This window comes from Oleiphilus sp. HI0043 (assembly GCF_001634935.1).
This window is the reverse complement of sequence record NZ_LWEY01001489.1, coordinates 16,392-29,987: the sequence shown is the minus strand read 5'-3', so window position 1 is coordinate 29,987 and position 13,596 is coordinate 16,392. Positions and strand designations below refer to the sequence as shown.

Sequence of the window (13,596 nt, the reverse complement as noted above, 5' to 3'; positions counted from 1 at the left end):
TTCTAAGCTGAAAGTCATGCTTAATTGTTTGTATATGCTGTTCGAATCGAATGCTATGAACTAGCCACTGGCTTATAATTTGAATTGATTGCCCAAGTAGACTTGTTTGACCTTTTCATTATTCAGAATGTCTTCAGCACTTCCTGAAGCAATGATATGGCCATCACCAACAATATAGGCTTTTTCACAAATATCCAGCGTTTCTCTAACGTTGTGATCGGTTATGAGTACGCCGATATTTTTACTTTTAAGGTGAGAGACGATTGACTTGATGTCGTTGACCGATATTGGGTCGACACCTGCGAAGGGCTCATCGAGTAGAATGAAGTCAGGCTCCATTGCTAAAGCTCTGGCTATTTCCACTCGCCTACGTTCACCGCCTGACAAGGCCATGCCAAGACTATCTTTGATGTGAGTGATGTGAAACTCTTCGAGTAAGGCTTCCATTCTTTGTCGCCTTTCGCTGCGAGAAAGATCTTTTCTAATCTCTAGTACCGCCAGGATATTGTCTCGAACACTTAACTTTCTAAATATTGAAGCTTCCTGGGGCAGGTAGCCGACACCGTTTCGTGCCCTATCATGCATAGCCATGGATGATAGGTCGGTATCATTAACTGATATCTTGCCTTTATCATGCTTAACCAGGCCTACAATCATATAGAAACAAGTGGTTTTACCAGCACCGTTAGGGCCGAGCAGCCCGATCACTTCACCGCTGTTGATAGTCAGGGAAACATCTTTAACTATTTGGCGTTTATCATAGGCCTTGGCTAGGTTTTCTGCTTTTAAAGTTTTCATTGTTGCTCAGGTCTATTGCTTTTGCTCGGCACCGGACTCGGCATTTGGAGCAGGTTCGAGTGGCAGTTTGTTTTCGTTTTCTGGAGAACCTTTTATTAGTGGCACTTCAGTATTTTCCGATGCGGTCTCGGCATTAGGGTAGTAATGAATTTTAACTCGAGACCCTTGGGTCTGATCTCCCTTGGCGCGTATAGCTCTTCGTACAATGTCGTACTCTATTTCTTCACCTGAAAAGGAGTTGTCTTGTTGTACTAACTTAGCTTGGCCGGAAAAACGTAACAAGTTGTCTTTTGCAATATAAGTAATAGAGCTGCCATAGCCATGAGTGTTCGGGCTATCGGCGCTTACTTGTTGTACAAAGTGTGCTGGCTGGCCAGAGGCCTGGATGGTTGTAATGCTGCGATTTGTCGCCTTTACAGAAATATTATCTGCTTCTAGGCGAGATAAACCTTGGGAGATTATGACATTGCCGGTATAGGTTGACGTGCCATTCTGGTCGTCAAGGCTAGCCTGGTCTGACTCTATGGATATTGGAAGTTTACTGCTCGGGTCGATTGCAAAACAAAAAGCAGGCAAAAGGGTTAACAGGGTGGCACGGAGCAAGCTATTTATTGAAGGCATACTGTCCTCTGACATTGCTAAGGAGTTCAATGCGTTTTTCATTAAGCCAGCCGTTTAAGCCGGTTGCTTGAATGACGCTTTGATCTTTCCTAATGGTAACGGCTTGGTTTGATGAGATAAAGGCCTGTTTTCGGTCTATCGATATTTGATCGCTTTCAATGCTCCATGTTTTATCGCTGGGGATAATCTGCTCGATGATGACATTTCCGGAAAGCATTAGTGTATCGCTGTCTGGCTGGATTTCACCATTGTTGGCACTAAGTTGAATTATTTCTCCCTGTTCATTTGAGAGTGTCGCCTCAATGTGCTCGATATCGATTTGGTCAGATTGTGCGTAAAATAATGCGCTTTTACTTTGTAAGTTGGTTGAGAAGCCTTTGTCATCATATAGCGTAAATCTTGCGCCTTCGACGAATGCAGCGGGCCTGTCTGTACCTGCTTCTGATGCGCTTTTTTGGGTATCTTTTATCTTTTCTTCAGAAAATAAAAGTAGACCCAGTGCAAGGCAGGCTAGGGCAATGATTAAAGGTCTGTAATGGCTCGGGTTAAGCATAAATAGCCTGTTTTGAGTCTAAGATAAATAGCTCTGGTGGTACGCTTCCAGAAGTCCTTTAGCTTCCAGGATAAGGTCAGAAACTTCACGGACAGCACCTTGGCCGCCAGGGGTTTGAGTGCAATGTGCTGCATGCTTTTTAATAAGGCTATGCGCATTGGGAACTGTGATGCCTAGCTGCACGCTGGTGATTGCAGATAAGTCAGGTAAGTCATCGCCCACGTAACATATTTGGTCAAAGGAAATACCGAGTTCTTCGCTAATTTCACCTAGGGCAATTTTTTTGTCTTCTCTTCCTTGAAGGATGTTTTTAATGCCAAGGTCTTTTGCGCGCCTCGCCGTTAGTGCTGAGGTTCGACCTGTGATAATAGCGACTTCGATATCATGCTTCATTAGTGCTTTAATTCCTTGGCCATCAAGAATATTAAAGGCTTTTAGTTCGTCTCCTTGTGCAGAGAAATAAACACTGCCGCTAGTCATGACGCCGTCAACATCGAGTGCGACGAGTTTAATACTGGCTGCTTTATCTGCAATGTTTTTTGGAAGTGCGTTAAAAGTCATGTTGGTGGCCCTAAAGTCTTAGTTGTGAAGTTGAAGGTGTTGTAACTAGGCAAGTACAGTTTGTTCGTACAATACATAAAGGTAGCCACCATAGATAGCAAGTAATAGCGTGCCGGCTACCGGTCCAAGGCTGTTCTTCTTGGTTGCGTGCTTGATATAAACCATGGCAGCGAGCCCGAAGGTCAGGGCAAACATGAGAGCGTAGTCTCGGAATAGTGTCTCTTCACTAATCGGGATGCCACCCTGTGAGATTGGGTGAAGAAATGCAGGAATTGCTAGCACTGCTAATAGATTAAACAAGTTTGAGCCGATAATGTTTCCCAAGGCAAGGTCGTGATGGCCTTTAAGGGCGCTTGCAATGGAGGCTGCAAGTTCGGGTAGGCTGGTTCCAATGGCAACAATCGTTAAGCCGATGATGATTTTGCTCACGCCGAGCTCGGTAGCGATGCCAACTGCCCCCCAAACCAAAAGCTTTGAACTGGCGAGCAATAGAGCAATACTTATAGCTAGAAGAATGTAGGCTTTTTTTGCAGAGATGGATCTGCTGTCTTCTATTTCATCGATTTCTCCCGCGGGTGCGTTTTGAAGTTTGGCGAGAGCAATGAGTGAAATAAACAAAATTATAGATAGTGCAACACCGTCGAGTGCATCCAGCATGCCGTCACTGAGTAATAGGGTGGCCAAGAAAGTCGCGACCATGAGTACCGGGAACTCAACCTTCAGAATTGCCTTTTTAAGGGGGATGGCCGAGACCAGTGCTGTTGCGCCAAGTACTAGGGCAATGTTTGCGATATTCGAACCGATCGCATTTCCTACCGCAAGGTGACTTGCATTGTCTAGTGCTGCAGTACCTGAAACAATTAATTCGGGAGCTGAGGTGCCGAAGGCAACAACTGTTAAGCCGATCATCATCGGTGTCATGCCAAGGTTGAGCGCTGTAGCGACGGCGCCACTGACGAATCGGTCAGCACTCCAAATAAGAACAATAAGCCCGAGGATAATTGCTAAAGAAAATAGAAGCATAGGTTAGTATCTAATCAATGTTTTTTCTAGGGGTGTAATGAAGGGCCTTAGTATACCTATTAGTGAAGATATCGCCAGGTATTGCAAGCAAGTGATTATGTCCAATTTGTAATTGCAAAGCAATTTGATGAAGATGAGAATTAAGTACAAATAAATTGCTAAATTTCCTTGGCTCTATGAGGCAGCTTTGTTTAAATAGCCAAGCAATGCGTCAGTCGGTGGCGAATTTACTAGGTTTAGGGATAATCTATCTTGGATTCATATATAACAATTAATAATCTCCATTTTGTCAGAGGGCATCGAAGTATTTTCAATGGTGCGACCTTGCATATCCCTCGTGGAAAAGTTACCGCAATAATGGGGCCTAGTGGAACCGGAAAGACTACTCTGCTGAGATTGATCGGTGGTCAGTTACGGCCTGTAAGTGGTGAGATACTGGTTGACGGAGTCGATGTTAGCAAGCTTAAGCGTAAAGATTTGTTTGAAGCTCGTCAGAAAATGGGAATGCTCTTTCAAAGTGGAGCGCTATTCTCCGATCTGAGTGTTTATGAGAATGTTGCTTTCCCTCTTCGCGAACATACTAATCTGCCTGAGGATATCATTCGAGATATTGTCTTGATGAAGCTCCATGCCGTGGGCTTGCGAGGCACAAGAGAGATGATGCCCTCTGAGTTGTCGGGCGGGATGACGCGGCGAGTTGCCCTGGCAAGAACCATTGCTTTGGACCCCGAATTAATTTTGTATGATGAACCTTTTGCAGGTCAGGACCCTATTGCGATGGGAGTGCTGGTTCAATTGATTCGCTTGCTTAATGATGCATTAGGCTTAACGAGCGTGCTGGTTTCGCATGATATTACAGAGTCCCTAAGCATCTGTGATCATGCTGTAATCTTGGCTGACGGTGTTGTCATTGGTGAAGGTTCTCCAGAGGAGCTAAAAACCTCAGGCTCTCCGCTGGTAAAGCAGTTTCTTAACGGTTTGCCTGATGGCCCTGTTCCTTTTCATTACCCGGCTACAGATTTTCGTAGCGAATTGTTAGGGTAGCCCATAGTTCCTTCAAGTGTGAGATTAGCTTAGTGATTGATTTTTTTGTTCAATATGGACGTAAGGGAATAGATTTTTGGGCGGCGATGGGGCGTTCGGGGATTTTCTTGCTCCGTGCTATTTTCGGTTTAACGCCAAACCTCAAAGGCTTTCGCCTTCTGGTCAAACAGTTATATCACGTCGGAGTGTTGTCGCTTGTTATTATTATTGTATCCGGCTTGTTTATCGGTATGGTGCTTGCTTTACAGGGCTACAGCATTCTCGTCGATTATGGTTCAGAACAAGCTGTTGGGCAGATGGTTGCCTTAACACTGGTTAGAGAGCTGGGGCCGGTGGTGACAGCGTTACTGTTCGCTGGCCGCGCAGGTTCAGCTTTAACGGCAGAAATTGGCCTGATGAAGGCTACCGAGCAGCTCAGTAGTATGGAAATGATGGGTGTTGACCCCTTAAAGCGCGTTATTGCACCTCGCTTGTGGGCTGGTTTTATCTCGATGCCGCTTCTGGCTGCAATCTTTAGTATGGTTGGTGTTTTTGGCGGTTTGCTCGTTGGCGTAGACTGGTTGGGTGTTTACGAGGGGTCGTTTTGGGCTAATATGCAGGGCTCGGTAGAGTTTCGTGAAGATATTGTAAATGGCATTATCAAGAGTGTTGTGTTTGGATTGGTCTGTACATGGATAGCAGTGTTCCAAGGATACGATAGTATTCCTACATCAGAAGGGATTAGTATAGCTACCACTAAAACCGTCGTATATTCATCGCTAGCGGTGCTTGGCTTGGACTTCCTACTAACAGCGGTAATGTTTAGCTCTTTCTAAACAATTATTTAAAATAAACTAAACTTTTTAGGGAAAATGACGTCATATGTATGAGAGAACAATAGAAGCGGCTGTAGGGGTATTTATGATAGCCGGATTCGCTGCCTTGGCGTTTTTGGCAATACAAGTGAGTGGTTTAACAAGCGATTCGGCGCGTGATACCTACAAAATATATGCCCAATTTGACGACCTAGGCGGTCTCGCTGTTAGAGGACGGGTGTCATTATCTGGTGTAACGGTTGGAAAGGTTAGCGGGATCAGTCTTGATGAGCAGTCTTACACAGCGCTGGTAGAGATGGAAATATATTCATCTGTTGATCAGCTGTCAGCAGATAGTGTCGCATCGATTCAGACGGCCGGTTTACTGGGAGAGAAGTATGTTGATCTCAGTGTTGGTGGGGAAGAAGAGCTATTGAAAGACGGCGATACCATTTTTGATACGCAGTCTGCGATGAATTTAGAGAAAATTATTGGTGCGTTCGCCTCGGGCCAGATAGATCTCTAATTAATGGTGTAATGACTAGTTTTGGGTAGTTCCTAATCTGGTTCACTTTTATTTGATAAGAATTTAACGTTATGAATAAAGCATTTAAGTTGGTTACTCTTTGGCTGGTTTTGGCGCTTGGTATTGCAGCAGCTCAAGTATCTTACGCAGCGACCACGACCGCAAGTCAGGGTCTGGAGTCTGAAGAAATCAGGCTGACTGTTGAGAAAAATGTTACTGAAGTGTTGGAATTATTTAAGGTAGAAAGGGAATACTACGAAACTGATCCAGAGCGCTTTTTAGCGAGTATGGATGGTGCACTAAATAAAATAGTGGACTTTCGTCGTATCGCTGCACGTGTCATGGGAAAGTATGGCCGCAGGGCTTCTAAGGAACAAAAAAATCGATTTGTTTCGGTTTTTAAAGATAGTTTGTATACGACCTATACCAAAACATTGGTGGAAAGTGGTGTCTTTGATATCAAAGTAACAAAAGCCAAGCTTAATAGCCGTAGTGATAAGAAAGCTGTGGTTGATATGCAAGTGATAACAGATAATGGCACTGTGCTGCCGGTTGCTTATTCGATGTATTTAAATAAAGAAAATCAGTGGCTGATGGAAAACGTAATTGTTTTCGGTGTCAACGTTGGTTTGGCCTTCAGGGATCGTTTTGCTCTTCAATATAGGAAAAGCAAAGGCGACCTCGACTTAGTTATTGATGGGTGGAGTGTCGACCTAGATATTAAGAAACCTGACGGTACTGATATTATCATTACTAAGCCAGAAACGGCTTCTGTAGCCGAGGGTGCCTAAGGTGATATCTATTTCACGCAAGGAAGGTAGTCAGGGCGATATGCTTGAAGCATCACTTGCTGGTTCGTTATCAGAGCGTGAGGCTCGTGAGGCAAAATCATTGCTTCTGAGCTTTGTTCAGGAGTCTTCCTCGGAACACAAGTCTGTTAAAATTGATGTATCTGGCGTAGAGAGTGTCAGTAGTATTGTCGTGGCCATTCTGCTGAGTGGTTTACGTGCCGCTAACAAGCACTCTTGCGTATTATCTTATGTCAATCTTCCTGAATATTTGTTTAATATGGCGCGCGTTGGTGGTGTTGAATCGATCTTGGCGGGCGCTGAATAGCTCTCTGGTGGATCTGCTTAGCCTTTTGCTCTCTAATTAGTGTCTAGAGCTTGGTCTTTTATTAAGGCTATATTGCTCGTTATTCTTGCATGCTTTGTAATAAAGCGGCTTTAGTCCCTTCTGCGATTCCTGTATGATACCGCCTTTTTACGCATGCCTTTTTGTCATGTGTAGCGATATTATTATTTTTCAATCATTAATTAACTGGGTAGTGGGCGAGTATGCAAGCATCAGAAGTTGAAAAGCTAATTCTTGATCAAATGGACGATGTCGAAGTAAGGGTAGAGTCTGACGGTTATCACTACCAGGTTACAGCGATAGGCGAGGTCTTCGCTGGCCTAAGCCCCGTAAAAAAACAGCAGCTAATCTACGCATGCCTTAATAAATATATAATTGATGGGACGATACACGCGGTCATCATCAAAACCTATACTCCCCAAGAGTGGGCTGAAAAAGCTTAGTCTTTTGTTTAGGCATATCTCAGTAGACAAATTTAACAAATACATAGAAGGATGCTTATCGTGGATAAGTTATTAATTGGTGGTGGTGTAAAGCTTGACGGTGATATTCGTATCTCTGGCGCTAAGAATGCAGCTTTGCCCATTCTGGCTGCAGCTTTGTTGGCTGATGAACCCGTTACTGTTGGCAATCTTCCTCATTTACACGACGTCACGACGATGATTGAGTTGATGGGACGCATGGGGGTTGAGTTGACGATCGACGAAAAAATGAGTGTCGAGATAAATGCGTCAACTATTAAAGAACTAACTGCTCCTTATGAGCTGGTTAAAACCATGCGAGCGTCTATTTTGGTACTTGGACCTTTGCTTGCTCATTTCGGTCGGGCGGAAGTATCTTTGCCTGGAGGTTGTGCGATAGGAAGTCGACCAGTGGACTTGCACCTGCGCGGTCTCGAAGCAATGGGGGCCGATATACAGGTCGAAGATGGCTATATTAGAGCTTCTAGCAATGGTCGGCTTAAAGGTGCAAACATCTTTCTTGATACGGTAACTGTAACGGGTACTGAAAACCTGATGATGGCTGCCGCTTTGGCTGAGGGTAAAACCATCCTGAATAACGCTGCACGAGAACCTGAAGTCGTTGACTTGGGTGAGTGTCTGAATGCGATGGGAGCTGATGTTAAAGGTCACGGTACCGCAACGATTGAAATTAATGGCGTTGCATCCTTAAAAGGTTGTCATTATGACGTGCTGCCAGATCGTATTGAAACAGGTACTTACCTTTGTGCTGCCGCTGCGACCTGTGGCCGCGTAAAGCTTAAAGACACACGTGCTGATTTGTTGGAAGCAGTTCTGGTCAAGCTTAAGGAAGCCGGGGCACACATTACCACAGGGAAAGACTGGATTGAGCTGGATATGAAGGGTAAGCGCCCTAAAGCTGTATCAGTGAAAACTGCACCTTATCCCGGGTTTCCAACTGATATGCAGGCACAGTTTGCATCGATGAATTGCGTAGCAGAAGGCACAGGTTCAATTACAGAAACAGTATTTGAAAACCGTTTTATGCATATTCACGAGTTAATGCGCATGGGGGCTGACGTTAAGCTCGAAGGCAACACTGCGATCATTACCGGGGTTGAGCAATTACATGCTGCGCCTATTATGGCAACTGACCTTCGTGCCTCTGCTTCATTGGTAATTGCGGGGCTTGTTGCGAAAGGTGATACGCTTGTTGATCGTATTTACCATGTTGATCGTGGTTACGAATGCATTGAAGAAAAACTGCAGCTACTGGGTGCAAAAATAAAGCGCCTGCCTAGTTAGACGGTGAAGTTTAAGAGTAAAAAATTATGTCAGAGAATCTAATAATTGCTTTGTCAAAAGGGCGCATCTTGAAAGAGACGCTTCCGCTGATTAAAGAGGCTGGAATCGAGCCGCTAGAAGATGTCACCAGTAGTCGAAAGCTGATTTTTGATACCACTGTAGAGAATGTGAAAATGATTATTCTCCGGGCCACCGATGTGCCTTCATATGTTCAATTCGGCGGCGCAGATATCGGTGTTACCGGAAAAGATGTCCTAATGGAACATGGCGCGGATGGCCTATACGAGCCATTAGATTTAGGTATTGCCAAATGCAAGTTAATGACTGCTGCGAAAAAAGGTAGTGTTAGCCCTAAGGGAAGAATTCGTGTTGCCACTAAGTTTGTAAACCTGGCTAAAGCATTCTATTCGCAGCAAGGTATTCAGACTGACATCATCAAGCTGTATGGGGCGATGGAGTTGGCGCCCCTATTAGATTTAGCTGATGAAATTGTCGATATCGTCGATACCGGAAATACCCTAAAAGCAAATGGCTTAGAGCCAAGGGAAATGATTCACCCTGATATTACAACTCGTCTTGTTGTGAATCGTGCGTCAATGAAAATGAAGCACGCACAAATTCAACCAATTATTGAAAAAATGAAGAAAGCCGTTAAATAAAGCTATCAAAGCTGACCTTCGGTGAGTTATGACTATTAACACAGGAAAATCTCAATGGTAGATATTAAACGTTTATCCAGTACTGATGATAATTTTGAAGCTGCTGTAAAGCAATTGGTTGCATGGGATGATCAGCTTGATCATGACGTTCATGCGACGGTCAAAACGATTCTGGATGACGTTAAATCTACTGGCGACGATGCCTTGGTTAAATACACTTCTAAGTTTGATGGTTTGAGTGTTGGAAGTGCCTCTGAGCTAGAGATTCCAAAGGCACGCTTAATGGAAGCGCTTCAAAGCCTACCTACCGATCAAAAGCAGGCTTTGGAGATCTCTGCACAGCGGGTAAAAGGCTATCACGAAAAACAGAATCAGGGTTCTTGGGACTTTACTGAAGTGGATGGCACGCGCCTTGGCCAGCGAGTAGTACCACTTGATAAGGCAGGTTTGTATGTGCCAGGTGGTAAAGCGGCTTATCCTTCGTCTGTTTTGATGAATGCTATTCCTGCAAAGGTAGCAGGTGTGCCTGAGGTCATCATGGTGGTGCCAACACCTAAGGGTGAAGTTAACGAGCTTGTATTGGCAGCTGCGGCGCTTTCCGGCGTCGACCGTGTCTTCACTATTGGGGGTGCTCAAGCGGTTGCAGCCTTAGCTTACGGTACAGCGACTGTTCCAGCAGTCGACAAAATTGTTGGGCCAGGAAATATTTTTGTGGCGACCGCCAAGCGAGAAGTATTTGGTACCGTTGGTATTGATATGATTGCCGGTCCTTCAGAGATTCTTGTGATTTGCGATGGGAAAACTGACCCAGACTGGATTGCAATGGACCTGTTTTCACAGGCAGAGCATGATGAAAACGCTCAGCCTATTTTGATATCACAAGACGAGCAGTTTTTAGATCAGGTTGAAGCCAGTATTAGCAAATTGTTGCCAACGATGGAGCGTGAGGAAATAATCACAGCATCGCTGGTATCCAGGGCAGCATTCATTAAGGTCGACTCTCTGAGCCAAGCGGCTCATGTTAGCAACCTGATAGCACCTGAGCACCTGGAGTTATCAGTAGAAGATCCCGATGCCTTGTTGACAGAGATTCGCCATGCAGGCGCAATCTTTATGGGCCGCTATACCGCCGAAGCGCTTGGTGACTATTGTGCTGGACCTAACCATGTATTACCAACTTCTGGAACTGCACGCTTTTCTTCGCCTCTAGGTGTGTACGATTTCCAGAAACGCTCTTCGATTTTGCACTTCTCAGCAGAGGGTGCAAGTGAGTTAGGGAAGGTGGCATCGGTACTTGCTCGTGGTGAAGGATTGACAGCCCACGCTCGTTCCGCTGAATATCGCATCAAGTAGCTTAGGTCCGTAATCATGTCGGTTAACTTACAAGAATTGAGTACCTATCTTCAGCAATATTTATCGGTTGATAAGATTAAGGACTATTGCCCGAACGGTATCCAGGTAGAAGGTCGAGCTTCTGTTAAGCGAATCGTTGGTGGAGTAACCGCCTCCCAAGCATTAATAGATGCGGCAGTAGAGCAGAATGCTTGTGCTATTTTGGTTCATCATGGTTACTTTTGGAAAGGTGAAGCTCAGCCTATTACGGGTATTAAGAAAAAGAGAATTAAGCAGTTACTTGTCAACGACATTAGTCTCTTAGCTTACCACCTACCTGTCGATATTCATGCAGAGTGTGGAAATAACGCTCAGCTCGCGCTGCGTCTTGGTATCGATATAACGGGGCCACTGGAACTCGGAAACCCGCGTTCTGTGGGGCAGGTTGGTCGCTTAGATAAGGCGGTAACAGTTGAGCAGTTTTCCGAGCATGTGACTAACAAGCTAGGTCGCCAATGCGAGTTTGTTGGTGAGCCTAACCGGTTAATACAGAATATTGGGTTTTGTACTGGTGCAGCCCAGGGGATGATTGACCTTGCAGTGAGTCAGAACCTTGATGCTTACCTAAGTGGTGAGATATCCGAGCCAACCGTTCACGTCGCAAGAGAAACCGGGGTCGCCTATTTCGCCGCAGGCCATCATGCGACCGAGAAAGGGGGGATTCAAGCACTTGGGCAACATTTACAGGAAAAGTTTGATATCGAGTTTGAGTTTATCGATATCGATAATCCAGTTTAATGGCCTAGATTCTTGGTGGCTCTTTAACAAGCAGCTCTTCTTCTTGCTCCGAGCTAACTTCTTTTTTAGTAATGCCATAAGTTTCTGACAGTGTGCCTGTGTCGGCGTCGCTATTCTTTGGAGCATAGTCCATAGGTGGTGTGTAAACTTCAGCGCGGGGTTTCTGTGCAGCACTATCAGTACTTGCGTTAGATTGGCCGATTGCGAGAAAATCTTCAGCTTGCTCTTCATTGCACAAGCGGCTTGCGCCTTTGGCGAGCTGCTCATGCACCTCTCGGTAGCTTTTATTGAGGGTGTGTACAGCTTGCGCGGTATCCATAAAGTGTTCACTGACCTCAGCCTGGTACTTTTCATGACGAGCCTGTAGCTCGGCTAATTTTTGTTCCAAACGTTTATTCTTACTTGCTTCGCCTTGGACAGATCGATGAAAGACCGCTCCCACGACAATGCCTAAAAAGAACAGACCCACACCCGACAGAAGTTGAATCATTGTTTCGCTCACAGACTACTCTCACTCTTATGGCTAACTAGAAATGTTAGTTATATAAAAAACTAAAATATAATAGATTGATACTAAAACCTCTTTAGTCTGAAGACAATAGCAAATAGTTTTTTAATCGAAAATTGACCTAGGCGGCAACAAGCCTCAAAATAGCCGCTTTTTTAGGCCTCTGAAAAAAGTTTCACAGAAAAGCTTCCAGAGTTAGTTTTACTCGTATTAGGATTTTTCGAATATGTCGTCTTTACCGCTCTCTCCCTTGCAACGTTATTTACAAGATTTGCAAAAGGAAGGTTTCGTTAAAGACCCTGCACAGAAAATGGCGGTAGATAGACTGCAAACGCTGTATGAAAATCTAATTTCAGATGAAGCAGAGCGCAAGCGCTTAGCCGGGAAGTGGTTTAACAAGTTTTCTAAAAAGAAGCCAGAGCCTGTCAAAGGGCTTTACTTCTGGGGCGGGGTGGGTCGTGGTAAAACTTATCTAATGGATAACTTCTATGAAAGCCTGCCTTTTGAGCAAAAAATGCGCATTCACTTCCATCGCTTTATGCAAAGGGTTCACCAGGAGCTGACTACGCTTGAAGGCGAAAAGAACCCATTGCATATCGTTGCGAAGAAGTTGAGTGATGAGGCCCGTATAATTTGCTTCGACGAGTTTTTTGTTTCCGATATCGGTGATGCAATGATTCTTGGCGGTTTAATGCAAGAGCTTTTTGCGAACGGTGTTTCCCTTGTATGTACTTCAAACATTGTTCCAGATGGTTTATACAAGGATGGCCTACAGCGTGATCGCTTTCTGCCTGCTATCGATCTTGTTAACAAGTACACCGAGGTTGTGAATGTTGATGGCGGTAACGATTACCGCTTACGTACACTTGAGCAGGCTGAGCTTTATCATTTTCCTTTAGACGCACAAGCCGATATCAATTTGGATAAATACTTTAAACAGCTCGCTGTTGAAGCAGGTTCACACGAGCTAGAGCTTGAGATTAATGGTCGCCCTCTTAAAGCGCTACGGCACGCTGACGATGTTGTTTGGTTTACATTTTCCGAGCTTTGCGATGGACCTAGAAGCCAGAATGACTACATTGAGATCGCAAGAGAATTTCACGCAGTGATCGTGAGTAACGTCCCTCAGATGAGTATCGATACAGATGATCAGGCGAGGCGCTTTATCAATATGGTTGATGAATTTTATGACCGCAGCGTTAAGGTGATTATCTCTGCTGAAGCGCCTATCCATGAAATTTACCAGGGCGGCAAACTTAGCTTTGAGTTCGAACGTACAGAAAGCCGTTTGTTAGAAATGCAAAGTCACGAATATCTAGAACAGGCGCATAAAGCTTAATAATGCTCAATGTAGGCAGAGCCTTCCTCGACTCGCAGGCGGTTTGGCTTCGGGCAGACACCATACAGATTCATTGCGAGGGAGCGAGCCCCCTGCCTACAGAAATAGATACGCTATTGCCCCTATAAAGTCGGCGTTTT

The 13,596-nt window shown here is 44.8% G+C and carries 17 protein-coding genes; 11 read left to right on the top strand and 6 right to left on the bottom strand.

Annotated elements, in window-relative coordinates; translation table 11 throughout:
* Nucleotides 1–72: 72 nt before the first annotated feature.
* From lptB to A3729_RS21300, 5 genes are read right to left on the bottom strand one after another with little or no spacing between them, the layout of a single operon-like run.
* Nucleotides 73–798 carry an LPS export ABC transporter ATP-binding protein gene (lptB, locus tag A3729_RS21320; RefSeq protein WP_068511164.1) on the bottom strand — a complete coding sequence of 242 codons (726 nt, stop codon included), beginning with the start codon at nucleotides 796–798 and terminating at the stop codon, nucleotides 73–75.
* Nucleotides 799–810: 12 nt separating this feature from the next.
* Nucleotides 811–1,419, bottom strand: coding sequence for a lipopolysaccharide transport periplasmic protein LptA (lptA, locus tag A3729_RS21315; RefSeq protein WP_068511162.1), 609 nt, complete (start codon nucleotides 1,417–1,419; stop codon nucleotides 811–813).
* A complete protein-coding gene (gene lptC, locus A3729_RS21310; protein ID WP_068553988.1) occupies nucleotides 1,403–1,972 on the bottom strand; it encodes an LPS export ABC transporter periplasmic protein LptC in 570 nt (189 codons plus the stop codon). The genes lptA and lptC overlap by 17 nt, the downstream gene beginning before the upstream one ends.
* 18 nt (nucleotides 1,973–1,990) lie before the next feature.
* On the bottom strand, nucleotides 1,991–2,533 hold the full coding sequence (locus tag A3729_RS21305; RefSeq protein WP_068511157.1) for an HAD family hydrolase: 543 nt from the start codon (nucleotides 2,531–2,533) through the stop codon (nucleotides 1,991–1,993).
* Nucleotides 2,534–2,578: 45 nt separating this feature from the next.
* Nucleotides 2,579–3,556: a calcium/sodium antiporter gene (locus tag A3729_RS21300; RefSeq protein ID WP_068511153.1), complete on the bottom strand. Its 978-nt coding sequence runs from the start codon at nucleotides 3,554–3,556 to the stop codon at nucleotides 2,579–2,581.
* A gap of 249 nt (nucleotides 3,557–3,805) precedes the next feature.
* Between A3729_RS21300 and A3729_RS21295 the strand changes: the two genes are divergently transcribed.
* From A3729_RS21295 to A3729_RS21250, 10 genes are all read left to right on the top strand, one after another.
* On the top strand, nucleotides 3,806–4,600 hold the full coding sequence (locus A3729_RS21295) for an ABC transporter ATP-binding protein (protein WP_197475971.1): 795 nt from the start codon (nucleotides 3,806–3,808) through the stop codon (nucleotides 4,598–4,600).
* 32 nt (nucleotides 4,601–4,632) lie between these two features.
* Entirely contained in the window at nucleotides 4,633–5,415 is a 783-nt protein-coding gene (gene mlaE, locus A3729_RS21290) for a lipid asymmetry maintenance ABC transporter permease subunit MlaE (protein WP_068511149.1), read from the top strand.
* 46 nt (nucleotides 5,416–5,461) lie between these two features.
* On the top strand, nucleotides 5,462–5,920 hold the full coding sequence (gene mlaD / locus A3729_RS21285; RefSeq protein WP_068509377.1) for an outer membrane lipid asymmetry maintenance protein MlaD: 459 nt from the start codon (nucleotides 5,462–5,464) through the stop codon (nucleotides 5,918–5,920).
* A 71-nt stretch (nucleotides 5,921–5,991) separates the two neighbouring features.
* Complete coding sequence (locus A3729_RS21280) at nucleotides 5,992–6,711, top strand: phospholipid-binding protein MlaC (RefSeq protein WP_068511147.1); 720 nt, start codon at nucleotides 5,992–5,994, stop codon at nucleotides 6,709–6,711.
* A gap of 1 nt (nucleotide 6,712) precedes the next feature.
* On the top strand, nucleotides 6,713–7,036 hold the full coding sequence (locus tag A3729_RS21275; protein ID WP_068511145.1) for a lipid asymmetry maintenance protein MlaB: 324 nt from the start codon (nucleotides 6,713–6,715) through the stop codon (nucleotides 7,034–7,036).
* A gap of 221 nt (nucleotides 7,037–7,257) precedes the next feature.
* A complete protein-coding gene (locus A3729_RS21270) occupies nucleotides 7,258–7,497 on the top strand; it encodes a BolA family protein (protein ID WP_068511143.1) in 240 nt (79 codons plus the stop codon).
* 60 nt (nucleotides 7,498–7,557) lie between these two features.
* Nucleotides 7,558–8,820: a UDP-N-acetylglucosamine 1-carboxyvinyltransferase gene (gene murA, locus A3729_RS21265; protein WP_068511140.1), complete on the top strand. Its 1,263-nt coding sequence runs from the start codon at nucleotides 7,558–7,560 to the stop codon at nucleotides 8,818–8,820.
* Between the two features lie 26 nt (nucleotides 8,821–8,846).
* The gene (hisG, locus tag A3729_RS21260; RefSeq protein WP_068511138.1) at nucleotides 8,847–9,479 is read left to right on the top strand and encodes an ATP phosphoribosyltransferase; all 633 of its coding nucleotides are present in this window, start codon (nucleotides 8,847–8,849) and stop codon (nucleotides 9,477–9,479) included.
* Between the two features lie 48 nt (nucleotides 9,480–9,527).
* Nucleotides 9,528–10,832 (top strand): histidinol dehydrogenase, encoded by a 1,305-nt coding sequence (hisD, locus tag A3729_RS21255; protein ID WP_369808150.1) that lies wholly within the window; start codon nucleotides 9,528–9,530, stop codon nucleotides 10,830–10,832.
* Nucleotides 10,833–10,847: 15 nt separating this feature from the next.
* Nucleotides 10,848–11,609, top strand: coding sequence for a Nif3-like dinuclear metal center hexameric protein (locus tag A3729_RS21250; protein WP_068511135.1), 762 nt, complete (start codon nucleotides 10,848–10,850; stop codon nucleotides 11,607–11,609).
* A 4-nt stretch (nucleotides 11,610–11,613) separates the two neighbouring features.
* On the opposite strand, the gene A3729_RS21245 is transcribed toward A3729_RS21250, so the two are convergent.
* On the bottom strand, nucleotides 11,614–12,111 hold the full coding sequence (locus A3729_RS21245; RefSeq protein ID WP_068642351.1) for a YhcB family protein: 498 nt from the start codon (nucleotides 12,109–12,111) through the stop codon (nucleotides 11,614–11,616).
* Nucleotides 12,112–12,343: 232 nt separating this feature from the next.
* Here A3729_RS21245 and zapE point away from each other — a divergent pair, with 232 nt between their 5' ends.
* Nucleotides 12,344–13,456 (top strand): cell division protein ZapE, encoded by a 1,113-nt coding sequence (gene zapE / locus A3729_RS21240; protein WP_068511131.1) that lies wholly within the window; start codon nucleotides 12,344–12,346, stop codon nucleotides 13,454–13,456.
* Nucleotides 13,457–13,596: the final 140 nt, after the last annotated feature.

Coding starts and splice junctions, on each gene's coding strand:
- mlaD (WP_068509377.1), top strand. CDS start 5,462: ATGTATGAGAGAACAATAGAAGCGGCTGTAGGGGTATTTATGATAGCC.
- hisG (WP_068511138.1), top strand. CDS start 8,847: ATGTCAGAGAATCTAATAATTGCTTTGTCAAAAGGGCGCATCTTGAAA.
- A3729_RS21280 (WP_068511147.1), top strand. CDS start 5,992: ATGAATAAAGCATTTAAGTTGGTTACTCTTTGGCTGGTTTTGGCGCTT.
- lptA (WP_068511162.1), bottom strand. CDS start 1,419: ATGCCTTCAATAAATAGCTTGCTCCGTGCCACCCTGTTAACCCTTTTG.
- A3729_RS21300 (WP_068511153.1), bottom strand. CDS start 3,556: ATGCTTCTATTTTCTTTAGCAATTATCCTCGGGCTTATTGTTCTTATT.
- A3729_RS21305 (WP_068511157.1), bottom strand. CDS start 2,533: ATGACTTTTAACGCACTTCCAAAAAACATTGCAGATAAAGCAGCCAGT.
- A3729_RS21270 (WP_068511143.1), top strand. CDS start 7,258: ATGCAAGCATCAGAAGTTGAAAAGCTAATTCTTGATCAAATGGACGAT.
- lptB (WP_068511164.1), bottom strand. CDS start 798: ATGAAAACTTTAAAAGCAGAAAACCTAGCCAAGGCCTATGATAAACGC.
- A3729_RS21250 (WP_068511135.1), top strand. CDS start 10,848: ATGTCGGTTAACTTACAAGAATTGAGTACCTATCTTCAGCAATATTTA.
- zapE (WP_068511131.1), top strand. CDS start 12,344: ATGTCGTCTTTACCGCTCTCTCCCTTGCAACGTTATTTACAAGATTTG.
- lptC (WP_068553988.1), bottom strand. CDS start 1,972: ATGCTTAACCCGAGCCATTACAGACCTTTAATCATTGCCCTAGCCTGC.